The organism is Solimonas aquatica (assembly GCF_900111015.1).
Taxonomy (GTDB): Bacteria; Pseudomonadota; Gammaproteobacteria; order Nevskiales; family Nevskiaceae; genus Solimonas; species Solimonas aquatica.
The window spans coordinates 226108-250718 of the sequence record NZ_FOFS01000005.1 but is presented as its reverse complement, the minus strand read 5'-3'; the positions used below and the strand labels follow the sequence as shown (position 1 = coordinate 250718).

The 24611-nt window shown below is 67.3% G+C and carries 26 protein-coding genes; 16 read left to right on the top strand and 10 right to left on the bottom strand.

The features are described from left to right. Positions 1-7: 7 nt before the first annotated feature. From hemF to dprA, 5 genes are all read right to left on the bottom strand, one after another. The gene (gene hemF / locus BMY12_RS08295; RefSeq protein ID WP_093284432.1) at positions 8-1015 is read right to left on the bottom strand and encodes an oxygen-dependent coproporphyrinogen oxidase; all 1008 of its coding nucleotides are present in this window, start codon (positions 1013-1015) and stop codon (positions 8-10) included. Continuing rightward, a complete protein-coding gene (tsaC, locus tag BMY12_RS08290) occupies positions 1012-1584 on the bottom strand; it encodes an L-threonylcarbamoyladenylate synthase type 1 TsaC (RefSeq protein WP_093284430.1) in 573 nt (190 codons plus the stop codon). The genes hemF and tsaC overlap by 4 nt, the downstream gene beginning before the upstream one ends. Further along, complete coding sequence (locus BMY12_RS08285) at positions 1585-4029, bottom strand: DNA topoisomerase I (protein ID WP_093284427.1); 2445 nt, start codon at positions 4027-4029, stop codon at positions 1585-1587. It abuts the gene before it with no gap. Between the two features lie 321 nt (positions 4030-4350). Continuing rightward, positions 4351-4818 (bottom strand): Smg family protein, encoded by a 468-nt coding sequence (locus tag BMY12_RS08280; protein ID WP_093284424.1) that lies wholly within the window; start codon positions 4816-4818, stop codon positions 4351-4353. A 101-nt stretch (positions 4819-4919) separates the two neighbouring features. Further along, the gene (gene dprA / locus BMY12_RS08275; protein WP_093284422.1) at positions 4920-6035 is read right to left on the bottom strand and encodes a DNA-processing protein DprA; all 1116 of its coding nucleotides are present in this window, start codon (positions 6033-6035) and stop codon (positions 4920-4922) included. A 129-nt stretch (positions 6036-6164) separates the two neighbouring features. Between dprA and def the strand changes: the two genes are divergently transcribed. From def to BMY12_RS08260, 3 genes are read left to right on the top strand one after another with little or no spacing between them, the layout of a single operon-like run. Beyond that, a complete protein-coding gene (gene def / locus BMY12_RS08270; protein ID WP_093284419.1) occupies positions 6165-6698 on the top strand; it encodes a peptide deformylase in 534 nt (177 codons plus the stop codon). Continuing rightward, positions 6695-7621, top strand: a complete 927-nt coding sequence (gene fmt, locus BMY12_RS08265; protein WP_093284417.1) for a methionyl-tRNA formyltransferase — start codon at positions 6695-6697, stop codon at positions 7619-7621. The genes def and fmt overlap by 4 nt, the downstream gene beginning before the upstream one ends. Further along, complete coding sequence (locus tag BMY12_RS08260; RefSeq protein ID WP_093284414.1) at positions 7618-7794, top strand: oxidoreductase-like domain-containing protein; 177 nt, start codon at positions 7618-7620, stop codon at positions 7792-7794. The genes fmt and BMY12_RS08260 overlap by 4 nt, the downstream gene beginning before the upstream one ends. Before the next feature lie 16 nt (positions 7795-7810). Here BMY12_RS08260 and BMY12_RS08255 read toward each other — a convergent pair whose 3' ends face one another. Next, positions 7811-9667, bottom strand: a complete 1857-nt coding sequence (locus BMY12_RS08255; RefSeq protein WP_093284411.1) for a CocE/NonD family hydrolase — start codon at positions 9665-9667, stop codon at positions 7811-7813. A gap of 89 nt (positions 9668-9756) precedes the next feature. Here BMY12_RS08255 and rsmB point away from each other — a divergent pair, with 89 nt between their 5' ends. The 8 genes from rsmB to BMY12_RS08215 all read left to right on the top strand — a co-directional run bounded on the left by rsmB (position 9757) and on the right by BMY12_RS08215 (position 19464). Further along, entirely contained in the window at positions 9757-11064 is a 1308-nt protein-coding gene (gene rsmB, locus BMY12_RS08250; RefSeq protein WP_093284409.1) for a 16S rRNA (cytosine(967)-C(5))-methyltransferase RsmB, read from the top strand. A gap of 335 nt (positions 11065-11399) precedes the next feature. Continuing rightward, positions 11400-12776, top strand: coding sequence for a Trk system potassium transporter TrkA (gene trkA, locus BMY12_RS08245; RefSeq protein ID WP_093284406.1), 1377 nt, complete (start codon positions 11400-11402; stop codon positions 12774-12776). A 4-nt stretch (positions 12777-12780) separates the two neighbouring features. Further along, positions 12781-14277: a TrkH family potassium uptake protein gene (locus tag BMY12_RS08240; protein WP_093284404.1), complete on the top strand. Its 1497-nt coding sequence runs from the start codon at positions 12781-12783 to the stop codon at positions 14275-14277. A 74-nt stretch (positions 14278-14351) separates the two neighbouring features. Then, the gene (locus tag BMY12_RS08235; protein WP_093284401.1) at positions 14352-15293 is read left to right on the top strand and encodes a homoserine kinase; all 942 of its coding nucleotides are present in this window, start codon (positions 14352-14354) and stop codon (positions 15291-15293) included. Between the two features lie 90 nt (positions 15294-15383). Further along, complete coding sequence (locus BMY12_RS08230; protein ID WP_093284398.1) at positions 15384-16685, top strand: MFS transporter; 1302 nt, start codon at positions 15384-15386, stop codon at positions 16683-16685. A gap of 53 nt (positions 16686-16738) precedes the next feature. Then, positions 16739-18040, top strand: coding sequence for an MFS transporter (locus BMY12_RS08225; protein ID WP_093284395.1), 1302 nt, complete (start codon positions 16739-16741; stop codon positions 18038-18040). Between the two features lie 122 nt (positions 18041-18162). After that, a complete protein-coding gene (locus tag BMY12_RS08220; protein ID WP_093284393.1) occupies positions 18163-18579 on the top strand; it encodes a hypothetical protein in 417 nt (138 codons plus the stop codon). 141 nt (positions 18580-18720) lie between these two features. After that, positions 18721-19464 (top strand): DUF2238 domain-containing protein, encoded by a 744-nt coding sequence (locus tag BMY12_RS08215; protein ID WP_093284390.1) that lies wholly within the window; start codon positions 18721-18723, stop codon positions 19462-19464. Here BMY12_RS08215 and BMY12_RS08210 read toward each other — a convergent pair. Genes BMY12_RS08210 through BMY12_RS08200 form a run of 3 tightly spaced genes read right to left on the bottom strand, consistent with a single transcriptional unit; the run spans position 19449 to position 20925 of the window. Beyond that, positions 19449-19865 carry a PaaI family thioesterase gene (locus BMY12_RS08210; protein WP_218140123.1) on the bottom strand — a complete coding sequence of 139 codons (417 nt, stop codon included), beginning with the start codon at positions 19863-19865 and terminating at the stop codon, positions 19449-19451. The two genes, BMY12_RS08215 and BMY12_RS08210, sit on opposite strands and share 16 nt — an antisense overlap. Next, the gene (locus BMY12_RS08205; RefSeq protein WP_093284385.1) at positions 19856-20608 is read right to left on the bottom strand and encodes a TSUP family transporter; all 753 of its coding nucleotides are present in this window, start codon (positions 20606-20608) and stop codon (positions 19856-19858) included. Before BMY12_RS08205 ends, BMY12_RS08210 begins: the two co-directional genes overlap by 10 nt. Further along, positions 20605-20925, bottom strand: a complete 321-nt coding sequence (locus BMY12_RS08200; RefSeq protein WP_093284382.1) for an EF-hand domain-containing protein — start codon at positions 20923-20925, stop codon at positions 20605-20607. The genes BMY12_RS08205 and BMY12_RS08200 overlap by 4 nt, the downstream gene beginning before the upstream one ends. A 119-nt stretch (positions 20926-21044) precedes the next feature. Between BMY12_RS08200 and BMY12_RS08195 the strand changes: the two genes are divergently transcribed. Together BMY12_RS08195 and BMY12_RS08190 are read left to right on the top strand one after the other, a co-directional pair. Next, positions 21045-21653 (top strand): glutathione S-transferase family protein, encoded by a 609-nt coding sequence (locus BMY12_RS08195; RefSeq protein WP_093284380.1) that lies wholly within the window; start codon positions 21045-21047, stop codon positions 21651-21653. A 129-nt stretch (positions 21654-21782) separates the two neighbouring features. Next, positions 21783-22268 (top strand): DUF2062 domain-containing protein, encoded by a 486-nt coding sequence (locus BMY12_RS08190; protein ID WP_093284377.1) that lies wholly within the window; start codon positions 21783-21785, stop codon positions 22266-22268. A gap of 121 nt (positions 22269-22389) precedes the next feature. Here the strand turns inward: BMY12_RS08190 and BMY12_RS08185 are convergent, their stop codons facing one another. Further along, entirely contained in the window at positions 22390-22704 is a 315-nt protein-coding gene (locus BMY12_RS08185; RefSeq protein WP_093284375.1) for an EthD family reductase, read from the bottom strand. 144 nt (positions 22705-22848) lie between these two features. Between BMY12_RS08185 and BMY12_RS08180 the strand changes: the two genes are divergently transcribed. From BMY12_RS08180 to BMY12_RS08170, 3 genes are read left to right on the top strand one after another with little or no spacing between them, the layout of a single operon-like run. Continuing rightward, positions 22849-23448 carry a TIGR00645 family protein gene (locus BMY12_RS08180; RefSeq protein WP_093284373.1) on the top strand — a complete coding sequence of 200 codons (600 nt, stop codon included), beginning with the start codon at positions 22849-22851 and terminating at the stop codon, positions 23446-23448. A gap of 12 nt (positions 23449-23460) precedes the next feature. Continuing rightward, positions 23461-23688 (top strand): hypothetical protein, encoded by a 228-nt coding sequence (locus tag BMY12_RS08175; RefSeq protein ID WP_093284371.1) that lies wholly within the window; start codon positions 23461-23463, stop codon positions 23686-23688. Continuing rightward, positions 23685-24515 carry an alpha/beta fold hydrolase gene (locus BMY12_RS08170; protein WP_093284368.1) on the top strand — a complete coding sequence of 277 codons (831 nt, stop codon included), beginning with the start codon at positions 23685-23687 and terminating at the stop codon, positions 24513-24515. The genes BMY12_RS08175 and BMY12_RS08170 overlap by 4 nt, the downstream gene beginning before the upstream one ends. Positions 24516-24611: the final 96 nt, after the last annotated feature.

Sequence of the window (24611 nt, the reverse complement as noted above, 5' to 3'; positions counted from 1 at the left end):
GGGCGCCTCAGAGCCAGTCGCGCGGACGCAGAAACGTCTCCAGCAGCGCCGCCTCCGGCGAGCCCGCCTGCGGCTGGTGCTGATAGCGCCAGCTGGCCAGCGGCGGCATCGACATCAGAATCGATTCGCTGCGGCCACCCGACTGCAGGCCGAAGTGCGTGCCACGGTCCCAGACCAGATTGAATTCCACGTAGCGTCCGCGCCGGTACAGCTGCCAGTCGCGCTCGCGCTCGCCGTAGGGCTGGTCCTTGCGCTTCTCGACGATGGGCAGATACGCCGGCAGATAGTGATCGCCCACGCTGCGCATCAGCGCGAAGCTCTGCGCAAAGCCGCCATCCTGCCAGTCATCGAAGAACAGCCCGCCGATGCCGCGCGGCTCCTCGCGATGCTTGAGGTAGAAGTAGTCGTCGCACCATTTTTTCAGGCGCGGATACACCGCTTCGCCAAAGGGCGCACAGGCCTCCCGTGCCGTGGCGTGCCAGTGGCGCGCGTCGTCCTCGAAGCCGTAGTAGGGCGTCAGATCAAAGCCGCCGCCGAACCAGCACACCGGCAGGGCGTGGGCTTGCTCGCTACGCAATCCTGCTCCGCTCGCAAGAACCGGCGCGACGTCCTTGTCGCCCCTTCCGTCGCTTTGCGACGGAACTTCCGCCATGAAGAAGCGCACATTGGCGTGCGAGGTCGGCACATAGGGATTGCGCGGATGAATCACCAGCGACACGCCCATGGCGCGAAAGCCGCGTCCGGCGAGTTCCGGGCGGTTCTGCGTGGCCGAGGGCGGCAGGCGCTTGCCGCGCACATCGGAAAACGCCACGCCGGCGCGCTCGAACACCGCGCCGCCTTCCAGCACGCGGGTTTCGCCGCGGCCCTGCAGCGGACTGTCGGCAGGTTTTTCCCAGGCGTCACGCACGAAGCTGGCGCCGTCGATCTGCTCGAAGGCCGCGCAGATGCGCTGCTGCAGGCCGCGCAGATACTGCTCGACCGCCTCGGGGTCCAGGTCCAGTGCCGGATTGCTCATCGCCGCAGGATATGTCCGGTGGCGGCGTCGCGGATAGTGGTGGGCTTGGCCAGGCCGCTGAGCGCGCCGGGCACCAGGGTGTCCACCTCGCCCTCGGCGCCGACCTCGAAATAACGCCGCACTTCGAAGGCGCTGCGGGCCGGCTCGCGGCCGGCGGGATTGGCGCTGGTGGACACCATGGGCCGGCCGAAGGCCTGGCAGAGCGCCAGCAGCACCGGATGGCGGGTGACGCGCACCGCCACGCCGTCGTGATCGCCGCTGATCCACATCGGCGTGAAGTCGGTGGCGGGGAAGATCCAGGTGGCCGGACCCGGCCAGGTCAGCGTGGCGCGCTTGAGCGCCTTGCCCGAGGGGATGTCGATGTACGGCATCAGCTGTTCGAGACTGGCGGCGACCAGAATCAGGCCTTTTTCCCAGGGACGCTTCTTCAGCGCCAGCAGCCGTTCCACGGCCAGCGCGTTGTGCGGGTCGCAGGACAGGCCCCAGACCGCTTCGGTGGGACAGGCGATCAGCCGCCCGCCGCGCAGCGCGCGCAGCGCCGCGCGGCGGTGCCAGGGACTCAGATCCATTTAGCCGGCCTTCTTCTTCGCCGCTTTCTTCACGGCTTTCTTGGTTGCCTTCTTGGCGGCCTTCTTCACCGCCTTCTCAGCCGGCGCCGCGTCGGCGGCGGCTGCGGCTGCGGTTTTCCGGGGCGCTTTCTTCGCGCCCTTGCCGCCCTTCTTGGGCGCGGCGGCCTCGGCTTCGGCCAGATAAGCCTCGCACTCGAACACGCTCAGGCTTTCCGGATCGCGGCCCTTGGGGATGCGCGCACGACGCTTGCCGTCGCCGATGTACGGCCCGAAGCGGCCCTTGATGATCTTGATGCCGGTGCCGTCGAAGCTCTTGATGGTCGCCGCTTCCAGCGCCGCGGCTTTCTGTTCGATCAGCTCGATGGCGCGCGGCAGTTCGATGGTGTACGGATCATCGTCCTTCTTCAGCGACACGAAGCTGCTGCCGTGACGCACATAGGGCCCGAAGCGGCCGATGTTGACCTGCACTTCCTCGCCATTGGGCAGGGTGCCGATGTTGCGCGGCAGCTGGAACAGCGCCAGCGCGTCTTCGAGCTTGATGGTGTCGATGCGCTGATTGGCGCGCAGCGAGGCGTAGCGCGGTTTCTCGGGGTCGTCCTTGCTGCCGATCTGCACGAAGGGGCCGTACTTGCCCAGACGCGCGCTCACCGGCTTGCCGCTGACCGGGTCGGTGCCGATCACGCGCGCCTCGGAGACTTCCGCGCGCGACAGCTCCATCTTCTCGTCCACGGTGGGCTTGAAGCTGGACCAGAACTCCGCGAGCAGCGGCTTCCACTGCTTCTCGCCGCGCGAGACCGCGTCCAGATCGTCTTCCAGATGCGCGGTGAACTCGTAGTCCACGTAGCGCGTGAAGTGATCGGTGAGGAACTTGTTGACGATCATGCCCACGTCGGTGGGGATGAAGGCCTTGCCGTCCAGGCGCACGTAGTCGCGCGCCTGCAGGGTGGAGATGATGGAGGCGTAGGTGGAAGGACGACCGATGTCGTATTCCTCCAGGGTCTTCACCAGGCTGGCTTCGGTGTAGCGCGGCGGCGGCTCGGTGAAGTGCTGGTCGGCGATCAGGTCGGCGAGCTTGAGCTTCTCGCCCACTTCCAGCGGCGGCAGCTTCTTGTCGTCATCCTCGTCTTCCTTGCCGGTGGCGGTGTCGGCGCTCTGCAGGTAGGCGGCGATGAAGCCGGGCTCCACCAGCGTCGAGCCGCTGGCGCGGAACGCGTGCTCGCTGCCGGCGCGCAGCTCGGCGGTGACGGTGTCGTACACCGCCTGTTCCATCTGGCTGGCCACCGTGCGCTTCCAGATCAGCTCGTAGAGCTTGGCCTGATCGGGGCTGAGATAACGCGCCACGTCCTTGGGCAGGCGCGCGGCCGACGTCGGGCGCACGGCTTCATGCGCTTCCTGCGCGTTCTTGCTCTTGGTCTTGTAGTAGCGCGGTTCCGGCGGCAGGGCCTTGGCGCCGAACTGCTGCGGAATCACCTTGCGGATCTCGGTCAGCGCATCCTGCGCCAGGTTCACCGAGTCGGTACGCATGTAGGTGATCAGACCCACGGTCTCGCCGCCCAGGTCCGCGCCTTCGTACAGCTGCTGCGCGGCGCGCATGGTGCGGCTGGCGGTGAAGCCGAGCTTGCGGTTGGCTTCCTGCTGCAGCGTGGAGGTGGTGAAGGGCGGCGCCGGATTGCGGCGGCGCTGCTTCTTGTCCACGGCGGCGACCAGCAGCTCGCCGTTCGCGGCCTTGGCGACCATGGCCTTGGCGCTCATCGCGCCGACCACGGTATTGAGCGTGAACTGCTCCACCTTGCGCCCGGACAGCTCCACCAGCTTGGCGCTGAACTGCTGGCGGCTCTTCTCCACCAGCGCTTCCAGCGTCCAGTACTCGCGCGGCACGAAGGCCTTGATCTGTTCCTCGCGCTCGCAGATCAGACGCAGCGCGGGGCTCTGCACGCGGCCGGCGGAGAGGCCCGGCTGCACCTTGCGCCAGAGCAGCGGCGAAAGATTGAAGCCCACGAGATAGTCCAGGGCGCGGCGCGCCTGCTGGGCATTGACCAGATCGGCGGAGATCTCGCGCGGATTCTGGATCGCGTTCTGCACCTCGCGCTGGGTGATTTCATAAAACACCACGCGCTTGACCGGCTTGTTCTTGATCGCGTTCTTCTCGCGCAAGAGTTCCACCAGATGCCAGGAGATCGCCTCACCCTCGCGGTCAGGGTCGGTGGCCAGCCAGAGTTCGTCGGCGTCCTTGAGCGCCGTGACAATCGCGCGCACGTGCTTTTCGTTGCGATCGATGATCTGGTACTTCATGTCGAAGCCATGCGCGACATCCACGGCGCCGTCTTTGGGCACCAGATCGCGCACATGACCGTAGCTGGCCAGGACTTCGAAATCCTTGCCGAGATATTTCTTGATCGTCTTGGCCTTGGCGGGCGACTCGACGATGACCAGATTCTTGCTCATGGACCGCCTGTGGTTCTCGTGGGGCAGGAGCTGCCACACAGGGGCGCCTTATATGCGCAAGCCTGCCGCCGTGTCCAGACCATACGCGTGCGCGCGTGTACGCGCGCGAGGGCACAGGCTTGCGCCCCTGCCTCGCCGGAGCCGGGGGAAAGGGCCGGGGCGAGGGCCAGTGAAGTTCACGGATGGCGCAGGAAAAAGCCGGCGGGTCACGGCGCGGCGCGCCTGACCCGCCCTAAGGGTCCATGCCGTCCTGCGGAAACTGCTGCGAGCGCAGCGCGAGAAAAGTCGCGGCGCGGCGCACAACGGCCGTCCCGCGACGTTTCAGTGTTTGAATTCGCCCTGGTAGTAGACCATCTCTTCCAGGTGCCCGAAGGCCTCTTCGGCCTCCGGCTGGTTGATCAGCACCAGCAGGCAGACCCATTTGACGCGCTCCAGGTCCACTTCTTCCTTGAGCGCCATCAGGCGGTCGATGATCAGCTCGCGCATCTGCACATTGATGATGCCGAGCTGCTCCAGATACATCAGGAAGCCGCGGCAGTCGGTGGAGATTTTCGCGGTCTCCTCGCGCGTGTAGCAGCGCGTGGCGCTGCTGGGCGAAAAGATCAGCGGCAGCTGACGCTGCTGGGCCAGTCCGTCGAGCCAGGAAAAGGCATGGCTGACTTCTTCATCGGGAAAACCTGCGGCGACCAGTTCCTCGCGCAGGGCATCTTGGTTGTCGGCGTCGGAAAACTCGCCTTCCTGGTAGTTTTCGAACAGGTACATCAGCACATCCAGGACCGTTTCTTTCATCCAGTGTCTCCGTGCTGTGTCGAGAAGTGTATCGCAAGGCGCCGCGAAAACTCTTGTGCTGTTGGCGTGCTTCACCTTCCTGTCACAGGCATCCCCGTTTTTCATCCTGCGGCCGACAGGCGTTGATAACGCCCTGATGCCGTGACCGCGATGCCGCCCTCAAGTTCCAGGCGGGTCAGTGCCGCCTGAATCGTACTCACCGGTGCCCCCAGGCGTGCGCTCAGGGCATCGACGTCCAGCAGTTCGTCGCCCAGCGCCGCCAGCAGCCGGCCCGTCAGCGGATCGCGCGCAGTTTGCTGTGCGTCGCGCGCCGCTGCCGGAATGGACGCAGCAAGTCGCGTGCCGAGCAGCGGGCCCAGCTCCTCCAGCACATCGTCCACGGTCTCCACCAGCTTGGCGCCCTGGCGGATCAGGGCATGGCAGCCGCGCGCCTGCGGGTTGTGGATGGAGCCGGGAATGGCCATCACCTCGCGACCCTGTTCCAGGGCCAGACGTGCAGTGATCAGGGAGCCGGATTCGCGCGCCGCCTCCACCACCAGCACGCCCAGGGACAGGCCGGAGATGATGCGGTTGCGGCGCGGAAAGTGGTCCGCCAGGGCGGCCACGCCGGTGGGAAATTCGGAAACCAGCAGGCCGCGCGCGGCGAGTTCATGCGCCAGCGATTTGTGCCGTGCCGGATACACACGATCCAATCCGGTGCCACAGACGGCAATGGTGTATGCATCGGCGCTGAGCGCGCCGCGATGCGCCGCGCCATCGATGCCCAGCGCCAGACCGGAGGTGATCACCAGGCCGCGACGCGCCAGTTCGGCGGCGAAGTCGTGCGCGTTCTGCAGGCCCTGCGGCGTGGCATTGCGCGCGCCGACGATGGCCAGCTGCGGCAGCGTCAGCAGCTCGGTATCGCCCTGACAGAACAGCAGCGGCGGCGGACGCGCGATCTCGCGCAGCTGCGGCGGATAAGCGGCGTCGGCCAGGGTCAGCAGGCGGCGGTTGCCCTGCGCCAGCCAGTCCAGATCAGCGGCGATGCCCGCCGCATCCGCTTCGCGCAGGGCCTGCGCCTGCGCTTCGCTCAGCCCGGCGCCGCGCAGCGCCGCCGGCGAGGACGAGACCACGGTGCTGGCGCTGCCGAAGCGTTCCACCAGCATGGCCAGCGTGCCCGCGCCCAGGCCATCGGCACGGTTGAGCTGCAGCCAGGCGCGGGTTTCGCGGTCGTCCATCCAGAGCCCTTGGTCGCCGCCGAGGTGAGGGGCGGGGGTATAATCGGCAGTCTTCCCGCGCCAGACGCGGCTTGTTTTCACTGTAGTGGGCGCCATTTTAGGGCGTCAACGCAACACCAACGCCGGAATATGTCGCTGCTCACGATTCTCCACCATCCCGATCCGCGTCTGCGCCAGAAGGCGCTGCCGGTGAGCGTGTTCGATGACGCCCTGCAAAAGCTCATCGACGACATGTTCGAAACCATGTACGACGCACCCGGCGTGGGTCTGGCCGCGACGCAGGTGGGCGTGGCCCTGCGCCTGGCGGTGATGGACTGCAGCGAGGACCGCGAGCATCCGCAGCCGCTGGTGCTGATCAATCCGGAAATCCTCAATCCCGCCGAGCGCAAGGAGATGGAAGAGGGCTGCCTGTCGGTGCCCGGCGTCGGCGAGAAGGTGCAGCGCTACAGCCGCCTCACCCTGCGTGCCCTGGATCGTCAGGGCAAACCCTACGAGCTGGTCATGGAAGGCCTGAACGCACAGGCCGTGCAGCACGAGATCGACCATCTCGACGGCAAGCTGTACATCGACTATCTCTCCAGCCTCAAGCGCGAGCGCCTGCAGAAGAAACTCGACAAGCTGCGCCGCGAGGATGCGCCGGCCAAGAGCGCGGCGCGCGGATGAGGCTGGTCTTCGCGGGCACGCCGGAGTTTTCGGTTCCGGCGCTGGAAGCCCTGCATGCGGCGGGCCATGAGATCGTCGGCGTCTACACCCAGCCGGACCGCCCGGCCGGCCGTGGCCGCAAGCTCGCCGCCTCGCCCGTGGCACAGCGCGCCGAAGCCCTGGGCCTGCCGGTGTTCAAGCCGGAGAAGCTGCGCGAACCCGAACAGCAGGCGCCGCTGCGCGCGCTGGCACCGGACCTGATGGTGGTGGTGGCCTACGGCCTGATCCTGCCGCAGGCGGTGCTGGACATTCCCGTGCACGGCTGCTTCAACATCCACGCCTCGCTGCTGCCGCGCTGGCGCGGCGCGGCGCCGATTGCGCGCGCCATCGAAGCCGGCGACGCCGAAACCGGCGTGACCATCATGCGCATGGAGGCGGGCCTGGACACCGGGCCCATGCTGCTCATCGAGCGTCTGCCGATTGCCGCCGATGCCAATGCCGGCAGCCTGCATGATCAACTCGCGGTCATGGGCGCGCGCCTGATCGTGCAGGCGATCCAGAAGCTGGAAGCCGGCGGCCTGCGCGAAACCCCGCAGCCGGCCGAGGGCATGACCTACGCGCGCAAGCTGGACAAGGACGAGGCGCGCATAGCCTGGACGCAGGATGCCGCGCAGATCGCGCGCCGCATCCGCGCCTTCAATCCCGCGCCGGTGGCCTGGACCGAGCTGGACGGAGAGCGCCTGCGCATCTTCGACGCGCGCGCCAGCGCCGGCACGCCCAGCGCCGCGCCCGGCACCGTGGTGCGCAGCGACGCCAGCGGCATCGCCGTGGCCTGCGGCGAGGGCCTGGTGCATCTGCTGCAGCTGCAGTGGCCGGGCGGCAAGGTGCTGTCCGCCGCGCAGATCGCCGCCGGCCGACCCTTGCTGGGGCGGCAGCTGCAATGAGCGGCGCGGACGACGATCTGCCGCCCAAGCCGGATCTGCCGGACTGCTGCAACAGCGGCTGCGCGCAGTGCGTGATGGACGATTACGCCGAAGCCATGCGTCAGTGGCGCGCCGAGTGCGCAGTGATCATCGCGGCGCGGCAGGCGCAGCAGAACGATTCCACCGCGCCCTGAGCGCCGCGCCGCCGCTTCAATTCCCGCTCAAGGCCGCAAGCGGCACCACCGGCAGCACGAGGCTGGACGGGTGTCCGGCATCGCTGTGGATGCGCAGCGTGCCGAGCAGCTGATCGCTCAGGTCCGTGAGCGGCGGCAGTCCATGCGGAAAATCGCTGCTGCTGATCGCCAGGCGCAGGCTGTGACCTTTCTTGATCAGCGCGCTGCTGGGGAACACCTCGATCTGTACCCGCGTCGGCTCGCCGGGCGTGAGCGCCTGACGTGAGCCGGCGGTGTAGGGATGCCAGGGCTGGAGGTTGGCGCCGTCCAGGAAGCGTGACTTGCTCTCGTCCACCGCGCGCAGCGAGGCGGTGAGAATGCCGTTGCTCAGCTCCGTGGACACGCCTTTTTCATCGACATCGGTGACGCGCACCGCGACGCTGGTATCCGTGCCGGAACTGGCCACCCACAGCTCGGCGGCGATGGGACCGTTGAAGTAGTAGTCCTGCGCCATCGGCGCGCTGGTGTAAGTGACCGCGCCCAGCAGCGGCAGCTCGTTGAGGTTGTTCTGGCCCTGGAAGCAGGGCAGCGGCAGCAGGCCCAGCACGCCGGCGGTCCATTGCGCGGTGCTCACCGAACACAAGCCTTCCACCGGAATCTGCAGCGTGCTGTGCGCCGCCTCGCCCGCCGCCGGCGTGTCGAGGCTCAGGCTCTGATCGCCGTGCAGATACCAGCGTGCGGCGCGCGCCTGCGGATGCGGCCAGTCGGAAGCCGAGACGTAATGCTCCAGGCCGTGCACGTACTGCGTGACCGCCGGCATGTCCGCCGCGCCGTTGGCCATGCCGCGCACATAGTGGTCGAACCAGCGCAGGGCGATGGTGTCCAGATCCGGCACGCCGTCGGCCGGCAGGCCGCGGCCGAAGGACGCCGCCAGATGCGTCCAGGGCCCGATCAGCAGCTTGGCTTCGGTGTTGCGCCGGATGGCCTCGTAGAGCAGCGGTTCGCCGCGCTGGAAGATGTCGTGCAGGCCGCCGACGATGAAAGTGGGCGTGCGCACGCGGTCGGCCACCTCGATGGGCGAGCGTTCGCGCCAGAACGCGCTGTCGTAGTTCTGGTCATTCACGCCGAGCGCCGCCTGCGCGATCACCGGCACCTGGAACACCGTCACCGCATCCAGCACGTGCTCCAGCACGATGGGCAGGGCCTGCGCCGAGGGCTGCGCGGGAATCGCGCCCAGGCCGGTGACCAGGCCCATCCACAGCGGAATGAAGCCGACATTGACCTGCCCGCCGGTGAACACGATGTCGCGATAGGCATCGGCCATGGGCACGATGGCGAACACCGCCTTGTGCGCCGGATGCTGCCAGGCGGCGGTGAAGATCTGCGTGATGCCCATGAAGGACGGCCCCCAGGTGCCGACCCGGCCATCGCTCCAGCTCTGCGTGGCCACCCAGTCCATCACCTCGCGGTAATCCTGCTGCTCGCGCGCCGAGAAGGCCTCCCAGGCGCCCTGCGAGGTGCCGGTGCCGCGCACGTCCACCGCCACATGCGCGTAGCCGTGGCGCACGAAGAAGCTGTTGAAGGCAAAGTCGTCGATGGCGCCCGAGGCGCTCTTGTTGTAGCCGGTCTGGGTGAGCACCACCGGCAGCGGCGTGCTCACGGCCTTGCCTTCGGCATCGGCCGGCAGCATCACCTGCACGGAGAGCTGCACGCCATCGCTCATGCGGATGTACTGCGCCGGCAGCTTCGCCGTGTTCGGATATTCCTCGGCGCGCGTGTACTGCCACTGCGCGGCGCGGGGGCTGGTGCTGTCCACGCCCGGCGAAGACGACTGCACGCCACAGGCGCCCAGACTCAGGGCCAGCAGCAGGCTCAACAGCGCGCGACTCGACATGTGTTTCCCCCAGGCATGATGTTTTCGCCTGCGCTGCGGGCTGGCGCGCAGGTCTATGATGTGCGCCCTTTTGTAACCGATCGCCCCTCATGCGCCCATCGCCCGCGCGCCAAGCCCTGAATGTCCGCGCCAGCGCCGCGCGCAGCATCGCGCGCGTGCTGCGCGGCACGAGCCTGGACGATGCCCTGCTGCCGGCGGACCGCTTCCGGGTGCCGGCCGATGCGGCGATGACGCGCCTGCTGGTCTACGGCGTGCTGCGCGATCTGTCGCTGCTGCAATGGCTGGCCGGGCGCATGATGGACAAGCCGCTGCCGCAGGACGATGAGCTCAACACCCTGCTGCTGGTGGGCCTGCATCAGCTGCGCACGCTCAAGACCGCCGAACACGCCGCGATTCACGAAACCGTGGAAGCCGCCGAGGTGCTCAAGCGCCCGCAGGCGCGCGGCCTGCTCAATGCCGTGCTGCGCCGCTACACGCGCGAGGCCGCGCAGCTGGAAGCCAATCTGCCGGGCGATCCGGGCCTGCGCTACTCGCATCCGGCCTGGCTGGTGAAGCAGCTGAAGACCGACTGGCCGTTTCGCGTGGAGGCCCTGCTGGCCGCCAACAACGAGCCGGGGCCGCTGACCCTGCGCGTCAACCGCCGCCGCATCAGCCGCGAGGAATACCTGAAGCGCCTGGGCGAGATGCAGATCGCAGCCAGCGCGGTGGACCATGTGCCCGACGCGGTGATGCTGGCCGAGCCGCGCGCCGTGGAGAAGATTCCGGGCTTTCTCACCGGCCAGGTCTCGGTGCAGGACGCTTCCGCGCAGCTGGCGGTGGAACTGCTGGACCTGCGCGACGGCCAGCGCGTGCTGGACGCCTGCGCCGCGCCCGGCGGCAAGACCGCGCACGCCCTGGAGCGCGCGGCGGTGCAGCTCACCGCCGTGGATCAGGACCCGCAGCGCCTGATCCGCATCGACGAGAACCTGCGCCGCCTGAAGCTCAGCGCGCAGATGATCTGCGGTGATGCCGGCGAGCCGAACCGCTGGTGGGACCGCAAGCCCTACGAGCGCATCCTGATCGATGCGCCCTGCTCGGGCACCGGCGTGATCCGCCGTCACCCGGACATCAAGTGGCTGCGCCGTGAGACCGATATCGCCGCCCTGCAGGCTCAGCAGCTGCGCCTGCTCAAGAGCCTCTGGCCCTTGCTCAAGAGCGGCGGGCGCCTGGTGTATGCCACCTGCTCGCTGCTGGCGGACGAGGGCGAGGAGGTGGTGAAGCGCTTCTGCCTGCTCAGCGGCGAGGCGCGCGTGCAGGCCATCGAGGCCGAATGGGGCGAGGCCACCGCGCACGGCCGGCGCATCGCGCCCGGCGGCGCGCACGACGGGTTTTTCTACGCGGTGCTGCTGAAGAAATAGCCAGGCCCGGGCTGGGGATTTTCGGGTGGCGGAAAAAAGAAAAGCCTTGCGTCGGGCAAGGCTTATCGAGAAAAACGGGGAGCATGATCAGCGGCCCGACCTCCCCCGAAGCCTAGCCGCCGAAACCCCCCTTAACCGTGGCGGAGTCTGACTGCACCTCCGCTCCCAGGTCCCCCAACCGGGTGCACATGAAAGAGCACCCTCGTTGATGGGCTCCACTATAGGGGGGGACAATTTTCCTACTGATAGTAAATTTGCCTCCCTAACCTTGAATTCACTGGCGTGAAAACCGGCATCTTGCGGTGCAACATGAGCCGGCGTAAGGTGCGCGGCCCATGAAAATCATCATCCTCGGCGCGGGTCAGGTGGGGTCCACGCTGGCGGAGAATCTCACCAGCGAACGCAACGACGTGACCGTCGTCGACCGCAATGCGGCCGCGCTGGAGGAGTTGCAGGAGCGTCTGGACCTGCGCACGGTCGCCGGCCATGCGGCCTACCCGGACACCCTGCGCGGTGCCGGCGCCGACGACGCCGACATGATCATCGCCGTCACCGACAGCGACGAGACCAATATGCTCGCCTGTCAGATCGCCGACACCCTGTTCAAGACGCCGACCAAGATCGCGCGCATCCGCGCCACCAACTATCTGCGCGAGGACAAGCTGTTCGGCGCCGGCGCGCTGCCGGTGGACATGCACATCTCGCCCGAGCAGCTGGTCACCGACCAGATCCGCCGCCTGATCGAATATCCCGGCGCGCTGCAGGTGGTGGACTTCGCCGACGGCCGCGTGCGCCTGGTGGGCGTGCGCGCCTACTACGGCGGCCCGCTGGTGTCGCGCCAGCTCAAGGAGCTGCCGCAGCATCTGCCCGGCGTGGAGGCGCGCGTGGCGGCGATCTACCGCCGCGGCCGTCCGATCATCCCGGAAGGCGACACCATCATCGAGGCGGAAGACGAGGTGTTCTTCATCTCCGCCCGCGAGAACGCGCCGAAGATCATCGCCGAGCTGCGCCGCCTGGAGCAGCCGGTCAAGCGCGTGATGCTGGCCGGCGGCGGCAACATCGGCTTTCGTCTGGCCAAGGCCCTGGAAGACACCCGCATCCAGGTCAAGATCATCGAGCGCTCGCGCGAACGCGCGCGCTTTCTCTCCGAAAACCTGCGGCGCAGCATCGTGCTGGCCGGCGACGGCGCCAACGAGGCGCTGCTGCGCGAGGAAAACATCGACGATGTCGATGTGTTCTGCGCGGTGACCAATGACGACGAGGCCAACATCCTCTCGGCGATGCTGGCCAAGCGTCTGGGCGCGCACAAGGCGCTGTGCCTGATCAACCGCCTGTCCTACGTGGAGCTGGTGGAAGGCGGCAGCATCGACGTAGCCATCTCGCCGCAGCAATCCACGGTTTCGGCGCTGCTGGCGCGCGTGCGGCGCGGCGATGTGGTGCGCGTGCACTCGCTGCGGCGCGGCGCCGCCGAGGCCATCGAGGCCGTGGCGCATGGGGACCGCAGCAACTCGCGCGTGGTGGGCCGCCGCCTGGAGGAGATCAAGCTGCCGCCGGGCACCACCATCGGCGCCATCGTGCGCGGCGACGAGGTGATCATCGCCCACCATGACACCGTGGTCGAAGCCGAGGATCACGTGATTCTGTTCATCGTCGACAAGAAACGTGTCGCCGAGGTGGAAAAGCTCTTCCAGGTCGGTTTCTCGCTCTTGTAAGCCCATGCGCAGCGCCCACACCGCAAGCCCCGCGGGCGCTGCGAAGCGGCGCTTCGCCGCCGTGCAGCGCATCGTCGGGCTGCTGCTGATGGGCTTCTCCACCACCATGCTGCCGCCCGTGGCGGTGGATCTGTTCTATGGCGAGAACACCTGGCCGGCCTATCTCATCGCCGCGGCGCTCACCCTGCTTGCAGGGCTGATCATCTGGTGGCCGGTGCGCAACTATCGCGGCGAGCTGAAGGTGCGCGAGGGCTTCCTGATCGTGGTGCTGTTCTGGGTGGTGCTGTCGGCCTTCGGCGCCATTCCGCTGTATCTCACGCACAGCGCCTGGCACAGCCTCACCGATGCGCTGTTCGAATCCATCTCCGGACTCACCGCCACCGGCGCCACCACGGTGGCCGCGGGTCTGGACCTGATGCCGCACGCGACCTTGTACTACCGCTCGCAGCTGCACTGGTTCGGCGGCATGGGCATCGTGGTGCTGGCGGTGGCGGTGCTGCCCATGCTCGGCGTCGGCGGCATGCAGCTGTATCGCGCCGAAACGCCGGGGCCGATGAAGGACACCAAGCTCACGCCGCGCATCACCAGCAGCGCGCGGGCCTTGTGGACCATCTACGTGCTGCTGACCCTGAGCTGCGCGCTGGCCTATCGCCTGCTGGGCATGTCCAGCTTCGATGCGATCTGCCACGCCATGTCCACGGTCTCCACCGGCGGCTTCTCCACGCACGATGCCAGCATCGGCTACTTCCACAGCCTGGGCATCGAAATCGCCGCCATGCTGTTCATGCTGGCCGGCGCCTCCAACTTCGCCCTGCACTTCCTGGCCTGGGAGCAGCGCTCGCTGCGGCTGTACCTGCGCAATGCCGAATTCCGCGCCTTCCTGCTGCTGTATCTGGTGCTGGGCGTGATCGTCTGCGGGCTGCTGTACGCGGCCGGCACTTACGGCAGCCTCGGCGAAAGCGTGCGCAAAGGCCTGTTCCAGGTCATCGCCTACGGCACCGACGCCGGCTTCGCCACCGCCGATCCCAGCCACTGGCCGCACTTCCTGCCGCTGCTGCTGGTGCTGGCCACCTTCATGGGTTCCTGCGCCGGCAGCACCGGCGGCGGCGTGAAGGTGATCCGCCTGGTGTTGTTCGGCAAGCAGGCCAGCCGCGAGATCGCGCGCCTGATCCATCCCAGCGCCGAGCTGCCGATCAAGCTGGAAAACAAGATCGTGCCGGACGCCGTGGTCTACGCCATCGGCGGCTTCTTCTCGGTGTACATCGCCATCACCCTGCTGCTGAGCTTCGCCATGGTCTTCACCGGCCTGGACCCGGTCACCGCCTTCTCCGCCGTGGCCGGCGCCATCAACAACGGCGGTCCGGGCCTGAACAGCGTGGTGGCCAACGTCGCCAGCGTCAGCGAGATCGGCAAATGGATTCTGATCGTCGCCATGCTGATGGGCCGCCTGGAAGTCTTCACCCTGCTGGTGATCTTCACGCCCTCGTTCTGGAGGCGCTGAAGGGGTCGTAGATGCCGGCCACGTCGGCGCGGCACAATACGGCAAACGAATTCGAGCTTAAGGCGGTCCGCCCCATGTCGGTCTTCACCAAAGTCAGCCACGCCCAGCTGCGCAAGTTTCTCAAGCAGTACCCGGTCGGGCCGCTGATCGGTTTCCAGGGCATCGGCGAGGGCGTGGAGAACACCAATTACTTCGTCGATACCGAAGACGGGCGCTGGGTGCTGACGCTGTTCGAACGGCTCAATTACGCCGATCTGCCGTTCTTCCTGGGCCTGATGGATCACCTCGCCTCGCGCGGTTTTCCCAGCGCCATGCCGGCGCGCACGCATGAGGGCGGCAATCTCACCACGCTCAATCACAAGCCGGCGGCGCTGGTGCGCCGGCTCACCGGCCAGAGCGTGCTGTTCCCCAACCTGGAGCAGTGCCGGCAGGTGGGCCGCGCCCTGGGCGAGCTGCATATCGACGCCAAGTCCTATTCCGGACACTGCGACAACTCGCGCGGCGCGCTGTGGCGCGAGCAGACCGGGCGCCTGCTGTCGCGCAAGACCCGCGACGCCGGCATCCGCAAGCTGATCGACGATGAGCTGGCAGTGCAGATGTCCATCGACCTCACCAGCCTGCCGCAGGGCGTGATTCACGCCGACCTGTTCCGCGACAACGTGCTGTTCGTCGATGACCGCCTGACCGGCGTGATCGACTTCTACTACGCCTGCAATGATTCGCTGCTCTATGACCTCGCGGTCACCGTCAACGACTGGTGCTTCGAGGTGGACGGCACGCTCAATCCGGCGCGCTGGGAGGCGATGGTCGGCGCCTATCGCTCGCGCCGCGAATTCACCGAGGCCGAGCGCAGCGCCTGGCCGCTGGTGCTGCGCGCGGCGGCGCTGCGTTTCTGGTTGTCGCGCCTCTACGACTGGACCTTCCCGCGCGAAGGCGATGTGGTGCACATCAAGGATCCGGACCAGTACCGCCGCATCCTGCTGCGGCATCGCGAGCAGGCACCGCCCGCGCTGTAGCCTGCGCGCGGCACGCTGGACCACAATGGCCACCGGCCGTTTCGGCGGCATGGCGGCGACACGGGAATTCACGAGGGGATCTTGCAAGACATGAACGCAGCTGCCGGCGGCGCCGACGCGCCCGTCAACTCACCGCGCCGCGTGCTGCTGGCCAGCCTGGCCGGCACCACCATCGAATTCTTCGACTTCTACATCTACGCCACGGCGGCGGTGCTGGTGTTTCCCAAGCTGTTCTTCCCGGCGTCCGATCCCACCTCGGCCACGCTGCAGTCGCTGGCCACCTTCGCCATCGCCTTCTTCGCGCGGCCGATCGGTTCGGCGCTGTTCGGGCACTTCGGTGATCGCATCGGCCGCAAGGCCACGCTGGTGGCGGCGCTGCTGACCATGGGCCTGTCCACGGTCACCATCGGCCTGCTGCCCACTTACGCCAGCATCGGCGTGCTGGCGCCGCTGGGTCTGGCGCTGTGCCGTTTCGGTCAGGGCCTGGGCCTGGGCGGCGAATGGGGCGGCGCGGTGCTGCTGGCCACGGAAAACGCGCCGCCCGGCAAGCGGGCCTGGTACGGCATGTTTCCGCAGCTGGGCGCGCCGCTGGGCTTCATCTGCTCGGGCGGAGTGTTCCTGCTGCTCTCGGAATTGCTCAGCGACGCGCAGTTCTTCGCCTGGGGCTGGCGCATCCCCTTCATCGCCAGCGCGCTGCTGGTGTTGATGGGCCTGTATGTGCGTCTGAAGATTCACGAGACGCCGGCCTTTCAGAAAGCGCTGGCGCGCGAGGAGCGGGTGCGCGTGCCCATGCTCAGCGTGCTGCGCGATCATCCCCGGGCGCTGATCCTGGGCACGCTGGTGGCGGTGGCCACCTTCGTGCTGTTCTATCTGATGACGGTGTTCGCGCTGTCCTGGGGCACCAGCGCGCTGGGCTATGCGCGGCAGCAGTTCCTGCCGCTGCAGCTGTTCGGCATCCTGTTCTTTGCGCTCACCATTCCCCTCTCGGCGCTGTGGGCCGAGCGCCACGGCCGGCGCCTGACGCTGATGGTGGTGAGTGCGGCGATTGCGGTATTCGGACTGTTCTTCGCGCCGCTGTTTTCCGCCGGCCTGTACGGCGTGGTGGCGACGCTGGCCCTGGGCCTGGCGCTGATGGGCCTCACCTACGGTCCGCTCGGCACCATCCTCTCCGAGCTGTTTCCCACCTCGGTGCGCTACACCGGCGCCTCGCTCACCTTCAATCTCGCCGGCATTCTCGGTGCCTCGCTGGCGCCTTACATCGCCACTTATCTGGCCAAGACCTACAGCCTGCAGTACGTCGGCTATTACCTGAGCGCCGCCGCGCTGCTCAGTCTGCTGGCGCTGGCCTTGACGCCGGAAACCCGCGACCGCGATTTTTCACAAACAGCCTGAGGGCAGGCGCGCCTGCGCGCCACCAACACAAAACGAACGAGGGAGATGCGGCAATGCTCAGCCTGACACGCTACCAATGGTTGGTGCTGTTCGCCGCCTGGCTGGGCTGGGGCTTCGATCTGTTCGACAGCATCCTGTTCAACTTCGTGGCGCCCAACTGTGTGCCCACGCTGCTGGGGCTCACCATCGGTTCGCCGGAAGCCAAGCAGGCCACAGTGTTCTGGACCGGCATTCTCACCTCGCTGCTGCTGATCGGCTGGGCGGTGGGCGGCGTGCTGTTCGGCTATGTCGGCGACCGCATCGGCCGTACCCGCACCATGCTGCTCACCATTCTCATGTACGCGCTCGGCACCGCTGCCTGCGCGTTTGCGCCCAACATCTGGGTGCTGGTGGCCTGTCGTCTGATCGCCAGCCTGGGCATCGGCGGGGAATGGGCGGCGGGAGCTTCGATGGTGGCGGAGGTGATGCCGGAGGAAAAACGCGTGGAGGCCGGCGCCCTGCTCTACACCTCGGCGGCCTTCGGCACCACGCTGGCCACCTTTCTGAATCTGCAGATCGCCGGCCACTGGTTTGCCGACCAGCCGGAAGTCTCCTGGCGCTACATCTTCCTCTGCGGCCTGATCCCGGCGGCGGTGGCCTTCGGCGTGCGCCTGTTCGTGAAGGAGCCGGAACGCTGGCAGAACGTGGCGCAGAACGCCGCGCCGCCGCGTCTGGCCGAACTGTTTTCGCCGCAGCTGCGCCGCGCCACGCTCAGCGGCTTTCTCATGGCGCTGATCGCGCTGATCACCTGGTGGAGCTGCAATGCCTTCCTGCCCACCTTCGCCACCGGCCTGGCGCAGACCGAGGCGGCGCTGCAGGGCCTGTCGCGCGAGGCCACGGTCAAGCTGGTGGAGAACTGGAAGTTCACCGGCACCATGGCCTTCAACATCGGCGGCCTGATCGGCACCCTGCTGACCATTCCCGCCGCCAAGCTGCTCGGCCGCAAGCCGATGTTCGCCATCTACTTCGCCTGCGGCGCGGCGGCGGTGTTCACCACCTTCGGCGGTGACTTCGAGCCGCACACACGGCTGTATCTGTACCTGGCCATCGGCCTGTCGGTGTTCGGCGTGTTCGGCAGCTTCACTTACTACCTGCCGGAGCTGTTCCCCACGCGCCTGCGCGCCACCGGTGCGGGCTTTTGCTACAACATCGGCCGCGTGCTGGCGGCTGCTGGTCCTTTCGTGGTGGGGCTGCTCGGCTCCAAGGTGGCCGGCGGCGAGATCGGCATCCTGTTCTGGATCGGCGTCGTGCCGCTGCTCGGACTGCTGCTGATGCCGTTTGTAGTGGAAACCCGCGGTCAGAGATTACGCGACTGAAGGCCGCTCGTCGGTTCTCCCGATACCGCTGATCCGTACCCGACAGAAGTTATTGGCGGGCGTGTCGCTGCGCTGACAAGAGGCACTGTCACTTTCTTCGGCCCAGCTAGGGAGTTCAAACCATGTCTGTATCCATTTCGGGCGGTTGCTCGCACACCGTCGACCCCGACACCCACGAAGTCGTTCGCGACGGTTATCTGAGCATCGACATCCATTTGCCGCGTCTGGGGCTTTCAGTAGATCTTGATATCCGCACGCATTCGGAATCCGGCCATCACAGCCTGAGCGAGTCGATCGACATCAGCCTGGGCGGAATCAGCATCGACCGCGACGTGAACCTGAGCCTGCCCAGCTCGGTGAGCGGCGGCTCGGCGCTGGGTTCGCTCAGCGGCCTGGTGGGCCACACCGTGGCGCAGCTGGGGCACACCCTGGGGGCGGTTGGCGGTGCGCTGCACGACAGCAGCCATTCTTCGGGTGGCAGCTCGACGCTGGATCTGCAGGACGGCACGCTGATCAGCCTGCCGCACTGGCACCACTGAGTTTCGCTGCGCAGGCGGCGCGCCCGGCTTCGCGGCGCGTCGCCTGCACGAGCGCCGGCATGCGGGCGGCGCACCGGCACTGGCATCCCGTGGCAACGCGCACTACGCTGGGTTTCCTCGTTCAAGCCCAACGGAGCCGGGATGATCCGCATCGCGCATCGCCGCTACGTGCTGATCCTGATGGTGCTGTACGTGCTGCTGTGGCTGGCGCTGGCGGTCGCGCCGCTTGATCGTCACGACTGGCTGCTGGAAAACGTGCTGGTGCTGGCTTTTGCGCTGGGCCTGGCGGCCGCGCAGCGCCACTTCGTGTTCTCGCGCATCTCCTACACGCTGATCTTCCTGTTCCTCTGCCTGCACGCGGTGGGCGCGCATTACACCTATGCCGAGGTGCCATACGAGCGCGCCTGGCAGAGCCTCACCGGCCACAGCTTCAACGCCATGCTCGGCTGGCAGCGCAACAACTTCGACCGGCTAGTGCATTTCTCCTATGGCCTGCTGCTCGCCTATCCGCTGCGCGAGATCTTCCTGCGGGTGGCCGATGCGCGCGGGTTCTGGGGTTATTTCATGCCGCTGGAATTCACCCTGGCCACCTCGGCGCTCTACGAGCTGATCGAGTGGGGAGCGGCGGTGCTGTTCGGCGGCGATCTGGGCGTGGCCTATCTGGGCACGCAGGGCGATGTCTGGGATGCGCAGAAGGACATGGCTTGCGCGGGCGTGGGCGCGCTGCTGGCGATGCTGCTCACCGCCGCGCTGAATGCCTGGATGCAGCGCGATTTCGCGCGCGAATGGACGCAGAGCCTGCGCGTGAAGGACCGCCGCCCTTATGGCGAGGACGAGATCGCGCGCATGCTGGGATTGGACGACGGGCCTCAGGGCCGCACGTAAGTGCCCGTGGCCTGTGCCACCACGCGCGACGGATCGGCGCTGCTCGTCACCCGCACCTGCATCACCAGCTGACGCCGGCCCAGCTTGAGCAGCTCGGCCTCGGCCAGCACATCGCCGGGCGCGGCCTTGGCCAGGAAGCGGATGTTGACGTCGCTGGTCACCGCCATCAGCTCCGGGCCCAGATGCGAGAGCACCAGGGCGTACATGGCCGCATCCACGGCGGTGAACTGCACCGGTCCGGACAGCACGCCGCCGGGCCGTAGCATGCTGGCGTCGAAAGGCAGGCGCACGCGCGCATAGTGTTCGCGCACCGCTTCCACCAGCAGGCCGATGCGCTCGGCGACGGGCAGCCCGCCACGGATCAGCGCCTGCACCGCGGATTCATCCAGCATCAAAGCCATGACCAGCCCCCCAGGGCATCGATGATCAGTTCCAGGGACAGCAGCAGCAGAATCAGCTTGAACAGGCGCGTGAAGGCCGCCTCGCTGATGCGGCCGTTGATGTGCTTGCCCAGCACGGTGCCGGCAATCACGGCCAGACACAGGGGCAGCAGTCTCTGCCATTGCGCCAGCACCGAAAAGCCCACCACGCCGTAAGCCAGCACGCGCAGGCCGTGGCCCAGCACCTGGGTCAGCGCCAGGGTGCCGATGGTGGTTTCACGCCGCCACTCCGGACGCAGGAACAGACGGCCCACGACCAGGCCGGTGGCGCCCACGAACAGACCGATGCTGCCATTGAGCAGGCCGGCGAGCATGAAGGCCGGCCGCTGCGCCAGCGTGCGTCCGGCCGCGCGGGGCAGCAGCGAAAACAGAATCAGGCCCGCCAGCAGCAGCTGGATCAGGCGCGTGTCCAGCGCCGCCGCATACGGCGCCACCAGCACGGTGGCCGGCACCGCCGCCAGCAGGAACCAGCCGGCCGCCGGCCAGTGCACATGCCGCACATAGGCGATGCTGCGCGCGCTGTTGGACACCATCTGCACCGCCGCGAACAAGGGCACGGCCTCGGCCGCGTTCATGCCCAGGGCGTAGAACACCGCAATCAGGATGGTGCCGCCGCCCAGGCCTGCGGCGCCGGAGAGACTGGCGGTGAGAAAGCCGGCGAGCACGATGGCGGCATCGACGGCCAGTTCCGGCGCCAGGCTCATCGCCGCGGATGGCCGTCCCGGTCCAGCGGGCGATTGGCTTCGGCGGCCAGATGCCGCCATTCCAGATAGCTGCGCAGCTCCGGCAGCGTGACGTAGCCGTTGTCGTCGCTGTCCACCTCGGCGAACTTCACGTTCTGCATCGGCAGGGTGGCGAATTCCTCGGGCGTGAGTTTTTCATCGCCGTTGGCGTCGGCCTGCTTGAAGGCGTCGACCAGGGCCTGCTCGCGCGGGTTCAGTGTCGAGCGCGGCGAGGAAGCGCAGGCGGCCAGCGCGGCGGCGAGCAGCGCGGCGATCAGGGTGGGGGCGAGGTGGCGCATGGGTCGCTCATTGTGCCGCAAGCCCGGCGGCAAAAGCTTTCACCAGGCCGTCTGAGCGTTTCGCCGGATTGTCCGCGGCGGCGCCGGCGTCATACTGCCGCCGCCAAGGGAGAGCACACATGTTGCGTCTGTATGGAATGAGCGGTTCCGGCAACTGCTACAAGCCGGCGCTGCTGCTGCGTCAGCTGGGCCAGCGTTTCGAATGGCAGGAGGTGGACATCCTGCAGGGCGCCACGCGCACGCCCGGCTTTCTGGCCAAGAATGCCAATGGCAAGGTGCCGCTGCTGGAGCTGGAAGACGGCCGCGTGCTCGCCGAGTCCAATGCCATGCTCTGCTATCTGGCCGAGCACACGCCGTACTTTCCGGACGATGCCTGGACGCGCGCGCAGATCCTGCAATGGCTGTTCTTCGAGCAGTACAGTCACGAACCCTATATCGCCACGGTGCGCTTCTGGGTGCACTACCTGAACAAGCGCGAAGCCTGGGCGCAGAAAATCGCCGAGGCCATGCCGCGCGGCTATGCCGCGCTGGGCGTGATGGAACAGCAGCTGCAGAAGACCCCCTGGCTGGTCGGCAGCCAGTACACCATCGCCGACATCGCGCTCTACGCCTACACGCATGTCGCGCATCAGGGCGGCTACAGCCTGGACGACTATCCGCGCATTCGTGACTGGATGGTGCGCTTCACGCAGCAGCCGGGCCATGCGCCCATGCCCATCCACGGCTGAACACCGCGCATCGGCTGTGGCATCCGCAGCCGGGCTCAGCACGTATCTTGCTCAAGCCAAAGCCAGCGCTTTGAGCCCGGCGCTGCCGGGCGGCGCAGCGGCTGCGTTCAAGCGGCGATACGAGAGGCGATGAGCGATTCCAACACAGAAGGTTTCTGGCAGCGGCGCCTGATCCGGCCCATCGTCCAGCAGCTGCGTCAGGGCATCACGCCGGAACAGATCGCCCTGACGCTGGCGCTGGCGGCGGTGCTGGGCGTGTTTCCGGTGCTGGGCGCCACCACCTTCCTGTGCGGCATCGCCGCGCTGCTGCTGCGCCTGAACCAGCCGCTGATCCAGGTGGCCAATTACCTGCTCACGCCGCTGCACGTGGCGCTGCTGCTGCCGTTTTATCGCGGAGGGGAAAGCCTGTTTGGCGCCGCGCCGGTGCCCTTGTTCTCGGTCGGCGCGCTGATCGAGCGCTTCGAAGCCTCACCGCTGCGCTTCATCGCCGACTACGGCATGGTGGCGCTCTATGGCATTGCGCTGTGGTGCCTGCTGGCGCCGCTGGTGGCGGCGCCCCTGTATCTGGGCCTGCGTCCGCTGCTGCGCGCGCTGGCGCGTCGCGCCGCAGCCTAGCCGTGCTGTTGCGGTGCTTGCGCCTTGCCCCGAACCAAAAGCCATCGGTTTTACATGTGCCGCCGGGCGCGCAACAGACCGCTGGCGGGCATCCGGCGAACCGGATGCCCGCCCGGGCTTGTCAGCCCACCACCACTTCGCTGATCTGGATCGTCGGCGTCAGCTCGGTGTAGTTGGGAATGTCCGCCAGAATCTGCGGCGCGTTGGGGCCGAAGGCGGCCTGGAAGGCTTCCACGCTGGGGCTGAAGATGTGGCACATGCCCACATAGGTGGGCGGTGCATCCGGCGCGCCGCCGGCCAGACCCTTGTCCACCGTGTAGTGCGAGCAGGCCGCGCCGAGCAGCTTCTTCACCAGCGGCATGTGCTGATCGCGGTAGTACTCATGATTGAAGCGGGCACCGGCCTTGTACGGGTACATCACGCTGACTTTGATCATCGCGCTTCCTCCTGCTTTGGGGTCTGCCGTGGCGAACGGCGGGACGTGGTTTTTCGCCGGCTAGGCTAGCACGGCGCCGGCGCCGGCAGACCGTCATCGGGCTTGGCTACAATTCGCCGTCACCCTGCCAACACTGTCCCGCCCATGACGCGTCCCGCCTCACCCCTGAGCCCCCTGCCCGGTCTGATCTTCTCCTCGCGCTGGCTGCAGCTGCCGCTGTACCTGGGCCTGATCGTGGCGCAGGGCGTGTACGTGATTCTGTTCGTCAAGGAACTCTGGCATCTGATTCACGGCGCCTTCGAGCTGCGCGAGCAGGAAGTGATGCTGATCGTGCTGGGCCTGATCGATGTGGTGATGATCTCCAATCTGCTGGTGATGGTGATCGTCGGCGGCTACGAGACTTTCGTTTCGCGCCTGGGGCTGGAAGGCCATCCCGATCAGCCGGAATGGCTCAGTCACGTCAATGCCTCGGTACTGAAGGTGAAACTGGCGATGGCGATCATCGGCATCTCCTCCATCCACCTGCTCAAGACCTTCATCGAAGCCGGCGCCCTGGGCGCACTGCCGCTGTGCGGCACGGTGGAAGCCACCGCGCGCTGCACCGCTGCCACCACCACCGGCGTGATGTGGCAGACCATCATCCACACCGTGTTCATCTTCTCGGCCATCGGCATCGCCTACACCGACCGCGTGATGAGCGCCGGCGCCGCGGAAGCCAAGGCCAACGCCGAGCACAAGCACTAGCGCGCCAGCGCCATGCTGCGCGCGCTGATCTATGCGCTGGGCATCCTGCATCTGGGGCCGGGCCTGGCTTTCGCGATCCTGGCCTTCGGCTGCGGCGGTGTCAGGCCCGCGCTGGGCCCGCTGTGCGGGCATCAGCAGATCCATTCCTTCATCTGGCTCACCCTGGGCGGCTGGCTGCTGATGACGGCGGGGCTGCTGCTCTATCTGCGTTTCAAACGAGGTCCGGGGAACAAGGCATGAACGCGCTTGGCGACATCCCGCCGCAGCGGATGCGGATCAATGGCGTCGAACTGTCCGTGCGCGTCGCCGGCGAAGGCCCGGCGGTGCTGCTGATTCACGGCTTCCCGGACGATCACCGCATCTGGAGCAAGCAGGTACCGGCCCTGCTGGCTGCCGGCTATCGCGTGATCGTGCCGGATACGCGCGGCTGCGGTGAATCGCAGCTGCTGCCGCAGGTACGCGACTACAAGCTGCCGCTGCTGGTTGCCGATCTGGTGGCCCTGCTCGATGTTCTGGGCGTGAGCCAGGCGCGCGTGGTGGGCCACGACTGGGGCGCGGTGATCGGCTGGCATCTGGCCATGGCGCATCCCGAGCGCGTGGTCTCTTACGTGGCGCTGTCGGTGGGGCATCCCGAGGCTTACGCGCGCGCCGGCCTGATGCAGAAAATCAAGGGCTGGTACGCGCTGATGTTCCAGCTGCGCGGCATCGCCGAGTGGTTCATGCGCGTGGGCAACTGGACGATCTTCCGCCGCTTCACCAACGCGCCCACGCTGGCCCCGCAGTGGATTAAGCAACTCTCGCGTCCCGGCCGGCTCACTGCCGGACTCAACTATTACCGCGCCAACATCGCCATGGTCCTGCCCGGCAAACGTCCCGCCGTGCGCGTGCCGGTGCTGGGCGTGTACAGCACGGGTGATCGCTTTCTGTCCGAGGACCAGATGGTGGACAGCGCGCGTTATGTCAGCGCCGCCTGGCAATACCGCCGCCTGGACGGCGTGGGCCACTGGATGAGCGAGGAAGCGCCCGAGCTGCTCAACGCCATGCTGCTGGAATACTTCGCGGGCTGAGCGAGGTCTGTTGCGCGCCGCCGCGCCGCCGCGCCGCCGCGTTGAAGCGCCGCTGAATCTGCGCCAAGGTATCCGCCATTCCGGCACAGGGGCAGG